The sequence below is a fragment of the uncultured Roseobacter sp. genome (genome assembly GCF_947491795.1).
GTDB lineage: Bacteria > Pseudomonadota > Alphaproteobacteria > Rhodobacterales > Rhodobacteraceae > Roseobacter.
In genome coordinates this window covers 141,883-159,794 of the sequence record NZ_CANLKW010000005.1, presented here as the reverse complement: position 1 = coordinate 159,794, position 17,912 = coordinate 141,883, and the positions used below count along the sequence as shown (strand labels likewise).

Sequence of the window (17,912 nt, the reverse complement as noted above, 5' to 3'; positions counted from 1 at the left end):
ATTGTTGCCCCTGGCCACGGACCGCGCTGAAAAGAACCGCGAAATGGCCCAATTGATATCCATTTTGGGCCACGTGAGACAGATAGACCGGGTTTTAGACAAGTTTGTAATGAGTAATCAGGGTTTTTTCCGATGATTTTCACCAGTTTTTCCTGTTTCACCCGGTCGCGACCCTTTTTCCGGGCCCGCGCCTTTACCAGATGCCAGAGCGGCGCGGCCACGTCAGATTTTGTCGTGGTAACAGCCCTCGTGGCCAGCCTGGCCGTTGGCGTTCTGGAAATCACATCCGCCGGCGCGACGGACCTCGCCACAGATGTCGGCAATGACGTTCTGGCCAGCAAATCGCCTTCGATGATACAGGAGCGCCGGTCTTCCGGCGCGCGCAGCACGGCACCGGCAGTGCCCCCGCGTCGCCCCTCAGACACTGGTGGCAATTCAGCCCCGGCCTCAGGCGGCGGTCAGACCAATACAAGCGGCAGCACACCGCCGGCTGCATCTAATGATGATACTGATAAAACTGACACAGGGCAGCAGCCCGCTGACGATAATTCTTCGGAAAAAACAGAAGCGCCCGCCGCAGCGGAAAAGCAGCAGGAAGCGCAGACCGCAGAGAAAAAGCCCAAAGACGAGGCACCCGCTGAGCCTTCGGGCAAAAGCTCTGCAGACAAGCCGGAAACCGAACCGAACACGGCGGAAAACGGCGCGTGGGCGAACAGTCAGCATGACCCGTCCTGCTTTCGCAAAAACGGAAAACTCAAAAAACGCTGCCGCTGATCACCGTCTCAGCCCGGTCTGACACGGACCAGTTCACGCACTGCACAGGCCGGGTCCGCGGGGCGAACAGTCTGACGCCTGATTTCTGTCCATTCAGTGGGCTCAAACGCCGGGAAAACCGCGTCGGGGCTGTCAATCACCAGGTCCACTTCTGTGATCAGTAACCGGTCCGCCAGTGGCATCAGCTGGGCGTATATCTGCTGACCACCAGCCCCGTAGATCCGCGTGTATCCCGCCTCGTAACAGTCGCGGACAGCCGTGACCGGGTCCGCGCGCACCATGTCTGCAAGGCTGGTATCGCGGGAAATGATGCAGTTCAGCCGCCTTGGCAGCGGCCGCACCGGCAGACTGTCCCAGGTATTGCGGCCCATGATCAGCGCACCACCCAGCGTCTCACGCTGAAACAGCTTCAGATCCTCTGGCGCATGCCATGGGATTTCATTGTTTTTCCCGATGGCCCCGTTTATGGCGCGGGCGACAATCAGTGTCAGCACATCACACCGCCACCGGGGCTTTGATTGCGGGCAACGGATCATATCCTTCGAATTCAAAGTCCTCGAACCGGAAATCAAAAATGGAGCTGACGTCCCGTTTCAGGCGCAACTGCGGAAGTGCGCGGGGTTCGCGCTGCAGCTGTTCGTTCACCTGGGTCATATGGTTCGAATAGATGTGCGCATCACCCATTGTGTGCACAAAATCGCCCGCTTCATATCCGGTCACATGTGCCAGCATGACCTGCAACAGCGCATAAGACGCAATGTTGAACGGCACCCCCAGGAACATATCCGCAGAACGCTGATAAAGCTGCAGGTGCAGTTTTCCGCCGATAATCCGGACCTGCCAGAGCGTGTGGCAGGGTGGCAACGCCATCTGGTCCACTTCTCCCGGGTTCCAGGCCGACACAATCAGCCGCCTGCTGTCCGGTGTTTTCCGGATGGCCTCGACCAGCGTGCTGATCTGGTCGACTTCCCCGATCAGCAGACGCGCTTCGGCGTCGTCGCTTTTGGAGATCTTTGGAAAATGCCGCCACTGATGACCGTAAACCGGCCCCAGATCACCATTTTCATCTGCCCATTCGTCCCAGATCGAAACGCCGTTTTCCTTGAGATAGCCGATGTTTGTATCGCCGGAGAGAAACCAGAGCAATTCATGCACAATGGATCGCAGGTGCAGTTTTTTGGTGGTGACCAGCGGGAATCCCTCGCTCAGAGGGTACCGGCACTGCATGCCAAAATAAGAGAGCGTTCCGGTACCTGTGCGGTCTGATGAGGGTGTTCCTTTGTCCAGAACGGTACGCAAAGCGTCGTGATACTGCTTCACCTGTTTCTCCCTGCCGCCATCCGCGTTGCTTTATGCGACCACAATTAACTCAATATCCGGGGGACGCAACAGCGGCGAAACCGGGTATCCACCGCCGGCTCATCGGCTTGTGATCGCCAGGCCACTGAACCGGGTGGCAACCCTGGCGCTGCGTGTTAGGTTCCGCTGCACAACCGCGAATAAACAGGAAGGCTGCTATGACGCTGAAATATCTGCACACAATGGTCCGGGTCAAAGACCTGGAGGCTTCGATTGCCTTTTACAAACTGCTCGGGCTTGAGGAAACGCGCCGGCACGACAGCGAAGGCGGCCGGTTCACACTTGTTTTTATGGCGCCTCCGGGACAGGAAGAATGTCCGGTCGAACTCACATACAACTGGGATGGAGATGATGAGCTGCCGTCTGACAGTCGCCACTTCGGGCACCTGGCCTATCGGGTCGGAAACATTTACGAGCTGTGCCAGCATCTGATGGACAACGGGGTCACCATCAACCGCCCCCCCCGGGATGGACATATGGCTTTCGTGCGCTCGCCCGACAACATTTCCATTGAACTGCTCCAGGAAGGCGACAGTCTGGCCCCGGCAGAGCCATGGGCAAGTATGGAAAACACCGGACATTGGTGATCCGGACCGCTCTGACCGGCGCGCTGTTGCTGTCAGGTGTCTGTGCACAGGCGGCAGACTGCCGCCTGGCGCTGGTTATGGCGATGGATGTGTCGAGCTCGGTTGATGCAGCCGAGGACACGTTACAGCGCGGCGGGCTGGTTGCCGCGCTGACAGCACCGGAAGTCATCCGGGCCTTCTTTTCCAGCGACCTGCCGGTTGCTCTGGCGGTGTTTGAGTGGTCCGGGCGCTACAATCAGGAAATCCTGCTCGACTGGACGCTGATAGACAGCCCGTCAAAACTGACCGGTGCGGCAGAACGCATTGCACAAAGCAAGCGCAGTCATAACGATTTTCCGACAGCCATGGGCTATGCGCTTGGCTATGGGGCTGGCCTGCTGGAACGGGGTCCGGACTGTCTTTACCGCACGATCGACATTGCCGGCGACGGGCAGAACAACGAAGGGTTTGGTCCACAACAGGCCTATAATGCCTTTCCATTTGACGGCGTGACCGTGAACGGGCTGGTCGTAAACGGTGCGGATTTCGAGGCCGAGACAGGGCTGATCGCCTTTTACAAAGCCGAAGTGCTGCATGGTCCCGGCGCTTTTATCGAGATAGCGCAGGGGTTTGACGACTATGAGCGCGCCATGCGGCGCAAGCTGGAACGGGAAGTCACACCGCCAGTCATCGGAGCGGGCCCGCTCCCCGCCACGGGAGGATGACTGTGCGGGCCTGGCAGAATGCGGCTCTTCTGGCCCTTGTTGTGCTGCCGCAGGCCGTGAGCGCCCAATGCCGTCAGGCACTGGCACTGGGGCTTGATGTTTCCGGCTCCGTCGATCTCAGGGAATACCGTCTTCAACTGGACGGGCTTGTGACAGCGCTCAACGACGCGGAAATCGTATCGCTGCTGCTTTCAACGCCATCCGCGCCCGTCAGCATACTGGTCTACGAATGGAGCGGGCCGGAAGATCAGGTTCTGCTGGTGCCCTGGACAGATATCAGAACCGTTGATGACCTCCACCAGGTCAGTGTGACCCTTTCCCGTGTCGAGCGGCGGGCCAGCACACCCGGCACCGCCCTTGGAACAGCCGTGCTCAGAGGCCGGGACTACCTGGAGCAGAAAAAAACCTGCTGGAAACGAACACTGGACATTTCAGGTGATGGGAAATCCAACCTCGGGCCGAGACCAAGGGATGTCAAAAGCGCTGTATCATCACTGGGTATCACGGTGAATGCGCTGGTGATCGGTGCTGATGCACCGGCTTCCGGCGACCGCCGTCAGGTAGAACTGGGGGAGTTGTCGTCGTACTTCCGGGCCGAGGTCATTACCGGCCCGGATGCTTTTGTGCAGACGGCTGTGGGCTTTGAGGCCTATGCCGAAGCCATGACCCTCAAGCTGAAGCGCGAGCTTGACGGTCCGGCGATCAGTGCACTTCAGTAGATGTAGCGGATCTGATCCGACCAGTAACGCTCCATCCGCTTGAGAGAAGCGGTGATATCGTCGATACCGGCAGGCCCCAGAACACCCTTGTCCTCCAAGCCCTCTGCATGGCGCAAAAAGAGCGTTGAGACCACGTCGCGGATTTTGCGGCCCTTATCCGTCAGCTTCACCCGTACCGAACGGCGGTCAATCTCGCAGCGCTGGTGGTGCATGTAGCCCATTTCAACCAGCTTCTTGAGGTTGTAGCTGACATTGCTGCCCTGGTAATATCCGCGGCTCTTCAGTTCGCCAGCGGTTACCTCATTGTCGCCGATGTTGAACAGCAACAGCGCCTGAACCGCGTTGATCTCAAGCACGCCTACCCGCTCAAACTCGTCTTTGATCACATCCAGCAGCAACCGGTGAAGACGCTCCACCAGCGACAATGCTTCCAGATAACTGATCATGAACCCATGACTCTGACTGCCCGATGGCAGGTTTGTTGGGATCTGATCCTGAACACTCATACACACGCTCCGATTCATTCTGATTTGCACAGAAATTGAGATGGAAACGCCAATATTTCGTTAAAAGTCTGAAAAACTATCGCGCGGTGTGTTTCAGGCGGGGCCTTCTGACATCTGATCCGAGATTCGGGTGATCAGATCCGCATAAGGCCCGGGCACGTCCGTCTGGCCTGTAACCCATTGATAAAGATCATGATCATTCTCGCTCAGCAACGCGTCGTAGAGGGACAGCCCGGCGTCATCCATGGTGTCCAGGCTGCTTTCCGCAAAGCGCTGCAGGATCAGATCCATTTCTTTGATGCCGCGTCTCATCGACCGCATTTTCAGACGTTTGATGCGGTGTTCATGCAATTCGGTCATGGGTTTCCGTCAACATCGCCTGCCGCAGTTTCTTTTCCAGACGCCCCAGCTGCTCGACACGTGACAGCATATCGGCACGCAGATCGCGGATCTCGTTCAGGATGTCATGTGACCCGGCAGGCAGTTCGGTCTCTGCACCCGGCGCATCCAGTCCAACGCCCTCGCCATTGATCAGCCACATCATTGAGACATTCAGCAGACCCGCCATCATCGACAGCCGGTTCGCACGCGGCTCGCTCAGGTCATCTTCCCAGGCGCGCAGGGTAGCGACACGGACGCCCAGCCGGCGTGCCAGCTCGCTCTGGTTCATGCCTGCCGCTTCACGCGCTGCGGCCACGCGGTCGCCGAAAGTTGCAGTGTCCGGGCCATACCAGTCCTGGAAATCGTTCATTCCAAAGTCTCCTTGTCCGTTAACGCGCTTGATACATCAGGGTCTCCCCCCTAACAATGCGCCTCAGTTCTATCAACCAGAGGCCGATATGGAATTGCTTTCTGCGACACTTGCACGTGTCAAACCGTCTCCGACCATTGCCGTGACAACCAAAGCCGGCGAGCTGCGGGCGGCGGGTCACGATATCATAGGTCTTGGTGCGGGCGAGCCGGATTTCGACACCCCTCAGAACATCAAGGACGCCGCCATCGCGGCGATTGCCTCTGGCAAAACCAAATATACCGCTGTGGACGGAATTCCAGAACTGAAACAGGCGATCTGCGACAAATTCAGGCGCGACAACGGTCTGACCTACACTCCCTCGCAGGTCAGTGTGGGGACAGGTGGTAAACAAATCCTTTACAACGCCCTGATGGCGACCCTGAACCCTGGAGAAGAAGTTGTTATTCCGGCACCTTACTGGGTCAGTTACCCGGATATGGTTCTTCTGGCTGGCGGGGAACCTGTAATTGCGCCCGCGACACTGGAGCAGGATTTCAAGCTGAGCCCCGAAGCGCTGGAAGCCGCCATCACGCCGAAAACCAAATGGTTCATCTTTAACTCCCCCAGCAATCCGACGGGCGCAGGCTACACCCGGGCCGAACTCAGGGCCCTGACGGATGTTCTTATGCGTCACCCTCATGTCTGGGTTATGACCGACGACATGTATGAACACCTGGCCTACGACGATTTTGAATTCTGCACCCCTGCCGAGGTTGAACCGGGTCTTTATGACCGGACGCTGACCGTCAACGGGGTGTCCAAGGCCTATGCCATGACAGGCTGGCGCATCGGCTACGCGGCAGGTCCGGAAAAACTGATCGCTGCAATGCGCAAAATACAGTCGCAGAGTACTTCGAACCCCTGCACAATCAGCCAGTGGGCCGCGGTTGAGGCACTGAACGGTACTCAGGACTATATCGCGCCGAACAACGAGATGTTCACCCGCCGTCGCAATCTGGTTGTAGAGATGCTCAATGCCATCAATGGCATCACCTGTCCGAAACCAGAAGGCGCGTTTTACGTCTATCCGTCCATCGCGGGTCTGATCGGCAAAACCTCGGCTGCCGGAACCCTGATCGCAGATGACGAGGCCTTTGCAACAGCACTGCTGGAGGAAACCGGCGTGGCCGTCGTCTTTGGCGCGGCCTTTGGCCTGAGCCCCAATTTCCGGGTCAGCTATGCCACATCGGATGACGCGCTCCGCGAAGCCTGCACCCGCATTCAGAAATTCTGCGCCGGGCTGACGGGCTGACGGGCTGACCACACGCCGGGCGCAGTCAAAGATCACGCCAGACGTCCCGCAACGCGCACGTGTTTCTCTGGTGCGGGCCATGTGCGACCTTTGGTACGGTTGGAGTGCTTAATTGCCCGCAAGAATCGGTGGATCACTGAATAAGAGCTGAAATCTCTTCAGCTTTGTCCGCCACGGCCCCGTTACATCTAAGCTAAAACTGTCAGAAATTCATGACGGGTACAGGCACCCGCCCCCTTTGAGCCGGGCGAAGCGCATATCAATACACTGAAATTATTCGGCATTTTTTTCCTATGGCACAAACCATGTGACGGTTCTGCACGCCGAACGCGCTCCGGAAGAAATGAAAAGGCATAACAGCAAAGGCTCCGGTTAAATCTTTGTTGAACGTTTTGGTGTCCAGAGTGTCCCAGTTTTAACAAACCGGGAAATCAGCAATGTTTCATCTCACCAGAATGACGGCGATGGCCGCCGTACTCTGCGCCGCCGCACCGCTTGCGGCCGAACAGGGTGTCACTGACGACACCATCAACCTCGCACAGGTTGCCGCCATGGAAGGCCCGGCCGCTGCTCTGGGCACAGGCATGCGCCAGGGTATGCTTGCCGCATTCGAGGAAGCGAACCGAGCAGGCGGCATCAATGGCCGCATGATTTCCCTGACAAGCATTGATGACGGCTATGAACCCGACCGCTCCGTGAACGAAGTACGCGATGTCATCGCCAGTGGCGATTACCTTGCCCTGGTCGGTCCTGTGGGCACACCCACAACCAAGGCCACGCAGCCTATCGCAACCGAGGCCGGTATGCCGATGATTGCGCCTTTTACCGGTGCCGGCTTCCTGCGCGCGCCTGAGCTGTCCAATGTCGTAAACGTGCGGGCCACCTATGATGCCGAAACACAGGCCTGGATTGACCATCTGGTTGACGTCGAGGGCCTGACAGATATCGCGATCCTTTACCAGGATGACGGGTTTGGTCGCGTCGGCCTGTCCGGTGTGACCAAAGCACTGGAAGCACGCGGCATGTCCCTCGTTGCCGAGGGCACTTATACGCGCAACACAGTCGCGGTGAAATCCGCCCTGCTGGAAATCCGCAAAGCCAAACCACAGGCCGTTGTCATGGTGGGCGCGTACAAGCCACTGGCGGAATTCATCAAACTGTCGCGCAAAATGAAAATGGATGCGACTTTTGTCACCATTTCCTTTGTCGGGTCCAAAGCACTTGCAGCGGAACTCGGTGCCGATGGCGAGGGCGTCATCATCAGCCAGGTGGTTCCTCAGCCGTGGGATGCCAACCTCCCAATTGTGGCCGAATATCAGGCAGCGCTGGCAGCGCATGATGCTGCAGCAGAGCCGGGCTTTGTCTCTCTGGAAGGCTATGTTGCCGGGCGCCTGACCATCGAAGGCCTGCGCAACGCCGGTGCGGATCTGACCCGTGACAGCTTCATGAATGCCATGAACACACTGGGCACAGTCGACTTTGGCGGCATGACCATGACGTTTGGCCCCGGCGACAACCAGGGCTCGGACGATGTGTTTCTGACACGCATTGAAACGGACGGCTCCTTCACGGCGATGACGCCCGGAAGCTGACACTGATAAACGGCACCGTCCGGGCATCGCGCCCGGGCGGTATCTCTTAACAATACTTCCAACTGCCATCCCCGGAACAAGAGAGAACACGAGATGATCAACGCAATTTCCGGACTTTTCGGTTCAGTACTTGTTCGCCTGGCATTGATTTTCGGCGCGCTCGCGACAATGACAACCGCTGCAATTGTCGTGAGCTGGTTTGTGTTTCAGTCGATTGCAACCAATATGGCTGTTCTCTCAGAGGAACGACTGCCAGAGCTGACGGACAGCGCGCGGGTTGTTTCAGTGGCAGATCGTTTACGGGGCGTTTTGTCTGACCTTCTGGTTGCTGACGAGCCCGAAGATCTGGAATCGCTGAGTTTCAAAACTGCGCTCATCATGAAAGATATCCGATCTGCCGCAGAAGCTTTCGGGCCGGAAAAACGCGAGGCGTTGATTGCAAAAATTGACACTGTTGAAGCGGCACTGACGAACCTGACTGCTGCAAGGACGGCCCAGTTCCAGAGTTCAGACGGTGTCGCCAGCGCCGTTGAAGAAGCCCTCGGGCAGGCGACCGTGGCAACCGGTCTGCTCGCGGAAGCATCTGACAATGCCTTTTTTGATCTGACGATTGGCGGTGAAGAAACGATTACGGCAATTGATGACACGCTGACCGACCTGATCGAGGCTGACTTTGCGCTCTATCAGTCGACGCTCGCTGTCCGCGCTGAGGTCAATCTGATTTCGGGGCTGGCACTTGGCATGACTCAGACGCGCGATACCGCCATCCGTTCTATTTTGCAGGATCTCGGCAGTGCCGCAGACAACAGACTGACAGCACTTCTGCCTGTGCTTGCTGCGTCCGCCTCCACAGAAGACGTTGCGACAACCGTCAGTATGTCGCAAACGCAGTTCAGCAAAGCGCTGAACGGAGCCCGTGGTGCGATGCGCCCGTCTGATATCCTCTCCACCAGACAGGAGATTGATGCGGCACTCTCGTCCTCTCTGGACGACATCTATTTCGAACTGGTGATCAACAGCGACGACGCCAAAACGAACAACTCCGAGGCAATTCAGTCTCTGCTTGATGACCAGGTCGCGCGCATCCGTGCTCAGGCAGCTGTTGATTCAGCCGCACAGTCTTTTTTCGCGATGGCCATGCAGGCGGCACTTTCGCGCGACGCCATGGAACTGGCCCAGCGCGCGGATATGCTCGATCTGGCCGGTCAGCGCCTGTCAGAAGCGATGGAAGGTGTTGACGCCGAGATCACCGCACCTCTCCAGGACATTCTGCAAATTGCCGATACTGAAACAGGTATCGTGTCAATTAGAGCCGCAGCCTTTGACGCTCAGGCGAGTGCCGCCGAAGCAACAGGAATTGCAGCTGAAGCCGTACGCGATATCGCAGTGACCGTGAGCGAATACTCTCAGGCCTCCAAAAAACAGATCGAAGCAACCGCAGAACAGTTGAACGGCGAAGTCCTGTCAGCTCGGTCGCAGCTTGAGACAATCGGCCTGCTGAGTGCAGCGATCGTTCTGCTGGCCCCCGTCCTCATCTGGCTGATGGTCACACGCCCGCTGAACCGGGTTACAGCGATCACCGAACGTCTGGCGGGTGGCGATCTTTCTGAAATTGAAAACGCGTCACGCTACCGCGGAGAAATCGGGCGGCTGGCTAAAGCTCTTGAAGTCTTCCGTACCGGTGCTCTCGAACGCATTCAGCTGCAGGAAGAAGAAAAGAAACGCGAGGCCGAAATGCGGGAAGCGGAGCGCAAAGCAGAACTGGCACAGCGTGAAGCCGAGGAAAAAGAGCGCATCGCTGAAGCTGAGCGCGAGCGCGAAGCCCGGGAACGCGAAAAAGCGGAACAGGCGCGGGAAGAGGCGAGCAGAAAAGTCGCCGAGGCCGAGCGGGAAGAACGCGCACGGGAACAGGAAACCGTTGTCGGCGAACTGGCTTCGGGCTTGCAAAAGCTGTCTTCCGGAGACCTCACACACTTCATCAATGCAGAATTCCCCGGGAAATATGCCGCACTTAAAGATGACTACAATCTGGCTGTCGAAAATCTCGCCGACCTGATCCGCCGCATCGGCGAAAGCGCCGGGACAATCGACACAAGCAGCGCTGAAATCGCCGCTTCTGCCGTTGATCTGTCCCGTCGCACAGAAAACTCTGCCGCGACCCTGGAGGAGACGGCAGCGGCCCTCAACGAACTGACAAGCAGTGTGTCCTCGGCAGCAAAAGGTGCCACGGATGCGTCCGGCACAGTGGAGAAAGTGCGCGCCGATGCTGAAAACAGCGAAACCATCATGCAGGATGCCGTCACGGCAATGAGTGAGATTGAAAACTCTTCGGGAGAAATCGCCAAAATCGTAGAAGTCATTGATTCAATTGCGTTCCAAACCAATCTTCTGGCTCTGAACGCAGGCGTCGAAGCCGCACGGGCGGGAGATGCAGGCAGAGGGTTTGCTGTGGTGGCCTCTGAAGTTCGTATCCTGGCACATCGTTGCTCGGAAGCGGCGCTTCAGATCAACGAGCTGATATCGGCGTCTGCCGGGCATGTTGAGAACGGTGTCACCCTGATCGACAAAACAAAGGACGCACTGGGCACTATTCTGAAAGGCATCACAGATGTATCCCGGAATGTTTCTGACATCGCGCTCTCTGCTTCCGAGCAGTCAGGCGGGATTGCTGAGATCAACACAGCCGTGGAAGCGCTTGACCGTGGCACGCAGCAAAACGCTGCCATGTTTGAGCAAACGACCGCTGCCAGCCAGTCCCTGACCGGGGAAGCGTCTCAACTGTCCAGAACAATCTCCAGTTTCCGCGTTGCGAATGAAACGGCGAACCCGAAGGCGCACGACCATCAGGACGATGAAGTCGCGTGAACCATCCGCATTTGTAAAGAGTTCCCGTTTGTCAAAAGCACCGCCTCCGGAGTGATCACAAAGTGTCCGGGTGACGACGGCGGCGGGACCAGGCAGCAAAAAGAAACGCATGACTGAATGAGAGATCAGCCAGACCTTTGATCCGGTCCTGCGCGGGCCTCGCTGGTCGCGGCTACAGTGCACAAGATGATGCGGGAGCATGGGCCCCGCCCAAAAAACGACCGCCTATGAGCAGACAATCAGCGCACTAATACACCGACCAGGCACCTCAGGTGTTAAACAGGAAATGCAGAACGTCGCCGTCCCGCACCACATAAGACTTCCCCTCTGCACGCAGCTTGCCTGCTTCGCGCGCGGCACTCTCGCCTCCAAGGGTGACGAAATCATCGTATGCAACCGTCTCAGCCCGGATAAACCCTTTTTCAAAATCGCCATGGATCACGCCGGCGGCCTTTGGCGCCGTCGTTCCTTCCCGGATGGTCCATGCACGTGCTTCCTTGGGCCCAACCGTAAAATAGGTCTCAAGATGCAACAATTCATAGCCCGCGCGGATCAGACGATCGAGACCCGCCTCTGACAACCCCATCTCTTCCAGAAACATCCCGGCTTCATCGGGTTCCAGCTGGCTGATTTCTTCTTCGATCCTGGCCGAAATAATCACATGGGAGTTTCCCTGTGCCGCGGCCATTTCCGCTACACGGGCGGAAAGTGCATTGCCCCCGGCGGCTTCTGCCTCATCCACATTGCACACATAAAGCACCGGTTTGGTGGTCAGCAGCTGCAGCATTTTCCAGGCCCGCTCATCCTCCGGATCCACCTCAACGACCCGCGCAGGCTTGCCCTGCTCCAGCACGTCCAGCGCCATCCGGAGAAGCCGTTCCTGCTGCACCGCTTCTTTGTCGCCACCGCGCACTTTGCGCACAATGTTCTGGAGACGCTTTTCAATGCTCTCGATATCGGCCAGCATCAGCTCTGTGTCGATTGTTTCGGCGTCTGCCACGGGGTCGACCTTGCCCTCCACATGGGTAACATCGCCGTCCTCAAAACACCGCAGGACATGCGCGATGGCGTCAACTTCACGGATATTGGCCAGAAACTGGTTGCCCAGCCCCTCCCCTTTGGACGCGCCTTTGACGAGCCCGGCAATATCCACAAAAGTCATGCGTGTGGGAATAATCTGACGGGACGAGGCGATCTCGGCCAGCCGGTCGAGCCGGTCGTCCGGCACGGCCACCTCACCAACGTTGGGCTCAATGGTACAAAACGGAAAATTGGCCGCCTGCGCCGCCGCGGTCCGCGTCAGCGCGTTGAACAATGTGGATTTACCGACATTCGGCAGCCCCACGATACCCATTTTGAAACCCATGACGATGTCCTTTGTTGCTGGCGCAAGTCCTTATGACCTGCGCCCGCTCAAGACAAGTCTCATCGTCCGCGCCGGTCCTCACGGGCATGAAAGATCAGCGCCCAGGCCAGGAGAATGAACATCGGATGGGTCAGCCCGCCTGAAAAGAACAGGGCGGGGATCCAGATGATAAACACCAGGATTGCGATGATCGGGCGCCCGGTCAGCAGAATCGAAAGCGGCGGAAGCAGTATGGCAAGAAGGTAATTCATGAACCCCATATAATCACCATCCGGCCCGCGTAGAGGGGAAATCCGGATTTTTTTACCCGTGGGCAGGGCGGAGCGCGCCGGACACCGGTTTTGATGCATTGATTTCCCGGGCTGATTTGGGCATTCGGGACCAGAGATTTCCAGAAGGCCGCAGAAAATGACCCGTATCGACGCCAAGTTTGCCGAGCTGTCCCGAGCAGGGAAAAAAGCATTCGTCTCCTATGTGATGGCCGGGGACCCGGATTTTGACACCTCGCTGGAGATTGTGCGCGGCCTGCCCGCCGCCGGCGTGGATGTCATCGAACTGGGCCTGCCCTTCACCGATCCGATGGCCGACGGCCCGACGATCCAGCTGGCAGGCCAGCGCGCGCTCGAAGGCGGTATGACCCTCAGGCGCACGCTCGATCTCGCCCGCGCCTTCCGGGAAAGCGACCAGGTAACGCCGATCGTTCTGATGGGCTATTACAACCCGATCTACAGCCACGGTGTGGATGACTTTCTGAAAGAGGCCGTCAGCGCCGGAATTGACGGTCTGATTGTTGTTGATCTGCCGCCCGAAGAAGACGCTGAGCTCTGCCTGCCTGCGCAAAAAGCCGGGCTGAACTTTATCCGTCTTGCCACACCGACCACAGATGACAAAAGGCTGCCGCGTGTTGTCCGGAACACCTCGGGTTTTGTGTATTATGTGTCCATCACCGGGATCACCGGCGCGGCAGAGGCTCAGGCGGGCGATGTGGGCCCCGAGGTCAAACGCATCCGCGAGGCCAGCGGGCTGCCCGTCATTGTGGGCTTTGGTGTGAATACACCGGAAAAATCGCGCTCAATTGCCAGTGTGGCGGACGGGGTCGTCGTGGGCTCGGCCATTGTGAGCCGCATTGCTGCCGGTGACAGCACGGCCGATGTGCTGGATTTTGTGCGTACCCTCGCAGACGGGGCGCATTCAGCCTGACGGATCGGGGGTGCCAGGCCGGTCACGGTCCGCATCCAGAAAGGCGCGCAGCGCCCGCAGGGCAGGCAACATGCCCACCAGGTCCGCCACATCGACACCTTTCGAAAGACGCTCCAGATCAGGCGCCAAAGCGCGGATGGTCTGATCGCGAAACGCACGTCCCGCCGGGGTCAGCCAGACCCGCTTGGACCGCCCGTCATCCGGGTTTGGCCGCACCTCCACCAGGCCATGCGCCTCCAGCCCTTTGACCGTATGGGTCATGCTGGTCTTGGGCACCTGAAACGCGCGGGCCATCTCTATCGGCGTGCGCCCGTCGCCGCGGCGCACCAGATGACTGATCACACCGAAATGCGGCGCGATCAGACCGTCTGGCAGACGCGCCTCAAGCAGCGACCTGCTCAGTTGTTCGATAATCCCTATTTCGTTGAAAACCTCGAAACAGAGCGCGACGGGATCGTCAGCCATTCAACAGTTTTGCCTCCAGCGGCCAGCGCGGCGACGGCGCCACGCCCGGACCATAGCCCACCCGCCCGAGCATTTGAACTGTCTCGCCGGGTGCGGCCAGCAGTTTATGCGCCCGGTCGTAATGCGCGCTCATCTCGGGGTATTCCTGCAGACACTGGCTGACCGGATGCAGCGACAGCCCGAGTGCTGTGCATTTCAGGTTCAGGCGCAGCCAGGCGCGCCCGGCACCGATCTGCGCCTCGCGGCTGTTGTCCGAACTGGTCAGAACCGCATAAGCCGGCGTGGCAAACAACATTTCGTTGTAGATTTTCACACCCTCCTGAAACCCGCGGCTGTCCGGGTCAGCCTGCACCTTGCGGCTGACCACACCGGCCAGCATCAGGGTCTCCAGAAAGGGTCCGCCCAGATCGATGCCATCCGGGCTGGCGTTGATCTCTGCTTTGCCAAAACGCATCAGATCAACCGATTCCATCAGCGTCCGGGGCGTCTCCATCTCTGTCACCCAGGCGTCCCAGGTCAGGGATTTCAGCTGCACGACCTGCCTGGCATCCGTGATGATCCCGGCATATTCGCTTAATGCTGCCACGGCATCGGCCGCCAGTGCGCGCGCTTCAAAGGGTTCTTTGCAGGACCGACGCGCCAGCATATGTGCCGCAAGAGGGTCTGCCGCCCCGCCCTGCGCAAAAACCGCGCGCGCGACCGGGCCTTCTTCCCCGTCCGGCCAGAGGCTGACATCCGCGCTGTAACCCGCACCCCCTGCCGCCAGCACCATCTGTTCCAGAAAGCAGCCCAGCCCTATGATGATCTGCCGGTCAAAGGGGTCGGTTTCCGGCAGCCGTTTGTCTGTGTCCTGCCACAGCAGAACCGTGTCCTCCCCCACCAGCTCAACTTTCCAGGGTTGCAGGTTGTGTGGGTTCGGCGCCAGCAGCGCAAAGCTCAGCGCGTTTTTGCGCGGATCGGCATAGCTGCCGGCAAGCTGCCAGGGTGCGACAGCGGCCTGTGGTGTGCGCGTGTTCAGAAAGGCCGCAGCGGGAATGGCTGCCGCGACAATGGCACCGCCACCGACAAGGGACAGAACTTTTCTTCGGGACAAAGTCATCTTGGATCTCCTATTAGTACAATATCGCACCAATATAGTACAATATCGCACCATTCAAGAATTTTCTGCTCTGATTTCCGAGTTGATGGCCCGCGCTGAAATTGGTAATGAAAACTAACCAAAGTGAGAAAACCCATGCCCGTCATCACAAACATCAATGATCTCAAGCGTATTTATGAGCGGCGCGTCCCGCGCATGTTCTTTGACTACACAGAATCCGGCAGCTGGACGGAACAGACGTTCCGCGAAAACACATCCGATTTTGACCAGATACGGCTGCGCCAGCGTGTGGCGGTAGACATGACAGGCAGGACCACCGCTGGCACCATGATCGGCGAGGAGGTGGCGATGCCCGTGGCGCTCGCCCCGGTGGGCATCACCGGCATGCAGCACGCCGACGGCGAAATGAAAGCCGCGCGGGCTGCGGAAAAATTCGGCGTGCCCTTCACACTCAGCACCATGTCCATCAACTCCATCGAGGACGTGGCGGGTTTCACCGGCAAACCCTTCTGGTTCCAGCTTTATATGATGCGCGACACCGACTACGTCTCCCGCCTGATCCAGCGGGCAAAGGACGCGAACTGTTCAGCACTGGTGATCACGCTTGATCTGCAGATCCTGGGTCAGCGTCACAAGGACCTGAAAAACGGCCTGTCTGCGCCGCCGAAACTGACCCTGAAGACCATGGCCAATCTGGCGACCAAATGGGCCTGGGGCATCGAAATGCTCAGCGCGAAACGGCGCGAGTTTGGCAATATCGTGGGGCATGTGCAGGGGATCTCCGACCCCAAATCCCTCAGCACCTGGGCTGCGGAATCCTTTGATCCGTCGCTCGACTGGGACAAGGTCGCCAAGATCAAAGAGGAATGGGGCGGCAAGGTCATTCTCAAGGGTATTCTGGATGCAGATGACGCAAAAATGGCGCTTAAGGTGGGTGCCGATGCCATTGTGGTTTCCAACCATGGTGGCCGTCAGCTGGACGGCGCACTCAGCTCCATCCGTGCCCTGCCCTCAATCCTCGAGGCGGTGGGCGACCAGATCGAAGTGCATCTCGACAGTGGTATCCGCTCCGGCCAGGACGTGCTCAAGGCCCTCGCGATGGGCGCAAAGGGCACGTACATCGGGCGTGCCTTCATCTACGGTCTGGGGGCCATGGGCCAGCCTGGCGTGACCAAAGCCCTGGAGATCATTCAAAAGGAACTGGACACGACGATGGCGCTCTGCGGCGAGACCGATGTGAACCGCCTGGGCCGTCATAACCTGCTGGTTCCCGAAGAGTTTGAAGGACGCTGGCAGAGCTGACCGGTCACAAACCCACACGGCGCCGGGTGGTCATAACGCCACAATGGCGGGCCCGGCCCTCTGACCCGCTGCGCGCCGCGCGGGCGGAATGACCAGGCGGAGCGCCCGCAGATACCTCAGACGCGGCCTGCTTCCTGCCGGGACATGACCGTGCGCCCCAGCGCGGGCACCAGGGCCAGGGCCGCCAGAACCATGATCCCGCCCACCAGGATAAACCCGGCGCGCAGGCCCAGCAGCTCGGATGTCAGCCCCATCAGCGGCGGCCCCATGAAAAACGCCCCGTACCCCAGCACCGACACCCGGCTGATGGCCGCAAGCCTGGCCTTTGGGGGCACCACCCGTCCCACCAGCGCCAGCGTCAGCGGGGCAATGACAGACACCCCAAGGCCGGTCAGGCCAAACCCGAAATAGGCGACAAAAAGCCCCGGCGCGGCACCGGCAATGACCAGACCAGCCGCCGCCGCCAGACAGGCCACAACCATCAGCTTCAGCTCTGGCAGACGGTCCGACAACAGATGCCCGGCCAGACGCCCGATCCCCATGGTCAGGCCCAGGATCGCCGGCCCCATCGCACCCTCTGCCGGGCCACCGCCCAGCGTGCGTTCCAGATGCAGCGTTGACCAGCCCTCTGATGAGGCCTCGACCAGAAAGGCCACCATCACCATGCCGCCACCCAGCCAGACCAGACGGGCGGGCAGCACCGTATCCGGCACCGCGTCGCTTTTGTCTGCAAGACCCACGGCCCGCCGCTCCAGCATCACAGCGGCCAGCACCACCACGATGCAGAAAAAAGCGGTGAAAATCTGCAGCGGTGTCCATGCCAGCTCGCGCAGCACCCCGGTCAGCAGGGCGGCACCCGCGTATGTAAAAGAGTACATCGCGTGGTTCAGGTTCATCAGGGGGCGGCCCAGCTGTTCCTCTTTTTCGGACACACGCACATTGACCAGCACATCCACCACACCCGATCCGACAGCCGCCAGCAACAGCCCCAGCACAAAGGCCATCGGCCCCGCCGCCGCACCCGCAGCGGCCATGCCGCCCGCCACCAGCAGTGACGAGCCGGGCAGTGCCCATCGGCCCATCAGCCGGTCGGCCAGCGGCGCCAGCCACATCGCCGCCAGCGCCCCCATTGAGGAGAAGAGTACCAGCGTGCCGTAGACACCGTCGGATGCACCGATGGCCGCCTTGATCACCGGCATCTGGGCGAAAAACGCAGCCCACGCCCCGCCAATGACCAGAAAGCCGGCGAGTGGTTTGCGCGAGACCCGGAGATCGTTCAGAATGCCCATGCGCACCCCTCGCACGGGGCCGTGTCGCCCGCAAGCAGGG

19 protein-coding genes are annotated in these 17,912 nt (G+C 59.2%); 9 read left to right on the top strand and 10 right to left on the bottom strand.

The features are described 5' to 3' along the window. Positions 1-132 precede the first annotated feature (132 nt). Positions 133-774: a hypothetical protein gene (locus Q1A34_RS18670; protein WP_300038013.1), complete on the top strand. Its 642-nt coding sequence runs from the start codon at positions 133-135 to the stop codon at positions 772-774. Positions 775-782: 8 nt separating this feature from the next. On the opposite strand, the gene Q1A34_RS18665 is transcribed toward Q1A34_RS18670, so the two are convergent. After that, on the bottom strand, positions 783-1,268 hold the full coding sequence (locus Q1A34_RS18665) for a dihydrofolate reductase (protein ID WP_300038010.1): 486 nt from the start codon (positions 1,266-1,268) through the stop codon (positions 783-785). A 1-nt stretch (position 1,269) separates the two neighbouring features. Next, a complete protein-coding gene (locus tag Q1A34_RS18660) occupies positions 1,270-2,094 on the bottom strand; it encodes a thymidylate synthase (protein ID WP_300038007.1) in 825 nt (274 codons plus the stop codon). A 197-nt stretch (positions 2,095-2,291) separates the two neighbouring features. Between Q1A34_RS18660 and Q1A34_RS18655 the strand changes: the two genes are divergently transcribed. From Q1A34_RS18655 to Q1A34_RS18645, 3 genes are read left to right on the top strand one after another with little or no spacing between them, the layout of a single operon-like run. Continuing rightward, positions 2,292-2,720 carry a VOC family protein gene (locus Q1A34_RS18655; RefSeq protein WP_300038004.1) on the top strand — a complete coding sequence of 143 codons (429 nt, stop codon included), beginning with the start codon at positions 2,292-2,294 and terminating at the stop codon, positions 2,718-2,720. Continuing rightward, the gene (locus tag Q1A34_RS18650) at positions 2,717-3,424 is read left to right on the top strand and encodes a DUF1194 domain-containing protein (protein ID WP_300038001.1); all 708 of its coding nucleotides are present in this window, start codon (positions 2,717-2,719) and stop codon (positions 3,422-3,424) included. Before Q1A34_RS18655 ends, Q1A34_RS18650 begins: the two co-directional genes overlap by 4 nt. 2 nt (positions 3,425-3,426) lie before the next feature. Beyond that, positions 3,427-4,143 (top strand): DUF1194 domain-containing protein, encoded by a 717-nt coding sequence (locus tag Q1A34_RS18645; protein ID WP_300037998.1) that lies wholly within the window; start codon positions 3,427-3,429, stop codon positions 4,141-4,143. Here Q1A34_RS18645 and Q1A34_RS18640 read toward each other — a convergent pair. From Q1A34_RS18640 to Q1A34_RS18630, 3 genes are all read right to left on the bottom strand, one after another. Beyond that, a complete protein-coding gene (locus Q1A34_RS18640; protein WP_300038211.1) occupies positions 4,137-4,589 on the bottom strand; it encodes a winged helix DNA-binding protein in 453 nt (150 codons plus the stop codon). The genes Q1A34_RS18645 and Q1A34_RS18640 overlap by 7 nt on opposite strands. Positions 4,590-4,742: 153 nt before the next feature. Continuing rightward, a complete protein-coding gene (locus Q1A34_RS18635; RefSeq protein WP_300037995.1) occupies positions 4,743-5,009 on the bottom strand; it encodes a succinate dehydrogenase assembly factor 2 in 267 nt (88 codons plus the stop codon). After that, positions 4,993-5,400: a helix-turn-helix domain-containing protein gene (locus Q1A34_RS18630; protein WP_300037992.1), complete on the bottom strand. Its 408-nt coding sequence runs from the start codon at positions 5,398-5,400 to the stop codon at positions 4,993-4,995. Before Q1A34_RS18630 ends, Q1A34_RS18635 begins: the two co-directional genes overlap by 17 nt. An 88-nt stretch (positions 5,401-5,488) precedes the next feature. On the opposite strand from Q1A34_RS18630, the gene Q1A34_RS18625 reads away from it, so the two are divergent. The 3 genes from Q1A34_RS18625 (at position 5,489) to Q1A34_RS18615 (ending at position 11,151) form a co-directional block, all read left to right on the top strand. Beyond that, positions 5,489-6,694, top strand: a complete 1,206-nt coding sequence (locus tag Q1A34_RS18625) for a pyridoxal phosphate-dependent aminotransferase (protein WP_300037989.1) — start codon at positions 5,489-5,491, stop codon at positions 6,692-6,694. A gap of 437 nt (positions 6,695-7,131) precedes the next feature. Further along, the gene (locus Q1A34_RS18620; RefSeq protein ID WP_300037986.1) at positions 7,132-8,286 is read left to right on the top strand and encodes an ABC transporter substrate-binding protein; all 1,155 of its coding nucleotides are present in this window, start codon (positions 7,132-7,134) and stop codon (positions 8,284-8,286) included. A gap of 93 nt (positions 8,287-8,379) precedes the next feature. Next, a complete protein-coding gene (locus Q1A34_RS18615; RefSeq protein ID WP_300037983.1) occupies positions 8,380-11,151 on the top strand; it encodes a HAMP domain-containing methyl-accepting chemotaxis protein in 2,772 nt (923 codons plus the stop codon). Positions 11,152-11,419: 268 nt separating this feature from the next. On the opposite strand, the gene ychF is transcribed toward Q1A34_RS18615, so the two are convergent. Together ychF and Q1A34_RS18605 are read right to left on the bottom strand one after the other, a co-directional pair. Next, entirely contained in the window at positions 11,420-12,517 is a 1,098-nt protein-coding gene (gene ychF / locus Q1A34_RS18610; RefSeq protein WP_300037980.1) for a redox-regulated ATPase YchF, read from the bottom strand. A 59-nt stretch (positions 12,518-12,576) separates the two neighbouring features. Then, positions 12,577-12,768 (bottom strand): hypothetical protein, encoded by a 192-nt coding sequence (locus tag Q1A34_RS18605; protein ID WP_300037977.1) that lies wholly within the window; start codon positions 12,766-12,768, stop codon positions 12,577-12,579. 157 nt (positions 12,769-12,925) lie between these two features. Here Q1A34_RS18605 and trpA point away from each other — a divergent pair, with 157 nt between their 5' ends. After that, positions 12,926-13,717, top strand: a complete 792-nt coding sequence (gene trpA / locus Q1A34_RS18600; protein ID WP_300037975.1) for a tryptophan synthase subunit alpha — start codon at positions 12,926-12,928, stop codon at positions 13,715-13,717. On the opposite strand, the gene Q1A34_RS18595 is transcribed toward trpA, so the two are convergent. Both Q1A34_RS18595 and Q1A34_RS18590 read right to left on the bottom strand, forming a co-directional pair. Continuing rightward, entirely contained in the window at positions 13,709-14,182 is a 474-nt protein-coding gene (locus Q1A34_RS18595; RefSeq protein WP_300037973.1) for a MarR family transcriptional regulator, read from the bottom strand. The two genes, trpA and Q1A34_RS18595, sit on opposite strands and share 9 nt — an antisense overlap. Next, positions 14,175-15,281, bottom strand: coding sequence for a twin-arginine translocation pathway signal protein (locus Q1A34_RS18590; protein WP_300037970.1), 1,107 nt, complete (start codon positions 15,279-15,281; stop codon positions 14,175-14,177). The genes Q1A34_RS18595 and Q1A34_RS18590 overlap by 8 nt, the downstream gene beginning before the upstream one ends. Before the next feature lie 135 nt (positions 15,282-15,416). Between Q1A34_RS18590 and Q1A34_RS18585 the strand changes: the two genes are divergently transcribed. Further along, positions 15,417-16,583 carry an alpha-hydroxy acid oxidase gene (locus Q1A34_RS18585; RefSeq protein WP_300037967.1) on the top strand — a complete coding sequence of 389 codons (1,167 nt, stop codon included), beginning with the start codon at positions 15,417-15,419 and terminating at the stop codon, positions 16,581-16,583. A 116-nt stretch (positions 16,584-16,699) separates the two neighbouring features. Here the strand turns inward: Q1A34_RS18585 and Q1A34_RS18580 are convergent, their stop codons facing one another. Beyond that, complete coding sequence (locus Q1A34_RS18580) at positions 16,700-17,872, bottom strand: MFS transporter (RefSeq protein WP_300037964.1); 1,173 nt, start codon at positions 17,870-17,872, stop codon at positions 16,700-16,702. Between the last annotated feature and the right edge of the window lie 40 nt (positions 17,873-17,912).

Coding starts and splice junctions, on each gene's coding strand:
- Q1A34_RS18605 (WP_300037977.1), bottom strand. CDS start 12,768: ATGAATTACCTTCTTGCCATACTGCTTCCGCCGCTTTCGATTCTGCTG.
- Q1A34_RS18620 (WP_300037986.1), top strand. CDS start 7,132: ATGTTTCATCTCACCAGAATGACGGCGATGGCCGCCGTACTCTGCGCC.
- Q1A34_RS18655 (WP_300038004.1), top strand. CDS start 2,292: ATGACGCTGAAATATCTGCACACAATGGTCCGGGTCAAAGACCTGGAG.
- trpA (WP_300037975.1), top strand. CDS start 12,926: ATGACCCGTATCGACGCCAAGTTTGCCGAGCTGTCCCGAGCAGGGAAA.
- Q1A34_RS18590 (WP_300037970.1), bottom strand. CDS start 15,281: ATGACTTTGTCCCGAAGAAAAGTTCTGTCCCTTGTCGGTGGCGGTGCC.
- Q1A34_RS18580 (WP_300037964.1), bottom strand. CDS start 17,872: ATGGGCATTCTGAACGATCTCCGGGTCTCGCGCAAACCACTCGCCGGC.
- Q1A34_RS18635 (WP_300037995.1), bottom strand. CDS start 5,009: ATGACCGAATTGCATGAACACCGCATCAAACGTCTGAAAATGCGGTCG.
- Q1A34_RS18640 (WP_300038211.1), bottom strand. CDS start 4,589: ATGATCAGTTATCTGGAAGCATTGTCGCTGGTGGAGCGTCTTCACCGG.
- Q1A34_RS18630 (WP_300037992.1), bottom strand. CDS start 5,400: ATGAACGATTTCCAGGACTGGTATGGCCCGGACACTGCAACTTTCGGC.
- Q1A34_RS18595 (WP_300037973.1), bottom strand. CDS start 14,182: ATGGCTGACGATCCCGTCGCGCTCTGTTTCGAGGTTTTCAACGAAATA.
- Q1A34_RS18670 (WP_300038013.1), top strand. CDS start 133: ATGATTTTCACCAGTTTTTCCTGTTTCACCCGGTCGCGACCCTTTTTC.
- ychF (WP_300037980.1), bottom strand. CDS start 12,517: ATGGGTTTCAAAATGGGTATCGTGGGGCTGCCGAATGTCGGTAAATCC.
- Q1A34_RS18615 (WP_300037983.1), top strand. CDS start 8,380: ATGATCAACGCAATTTCCGGACTTTTCGGTTCAGTACTTGTTCGCCTG.
- Q1A34_RS18625 (WP_300037989.1), top strand. CDS start 5,489: ATGGAATTGCTTTCTGCGACACTTGCACGTGTCAAACCGTCTCCGACC.
- Q1A34_RS18585 (WP_300037967.1), top strand. CDS start 15,417: ATGCCCGTCATCACAAACATCAATGATCTCAAGCGTATTTATGAGCGG.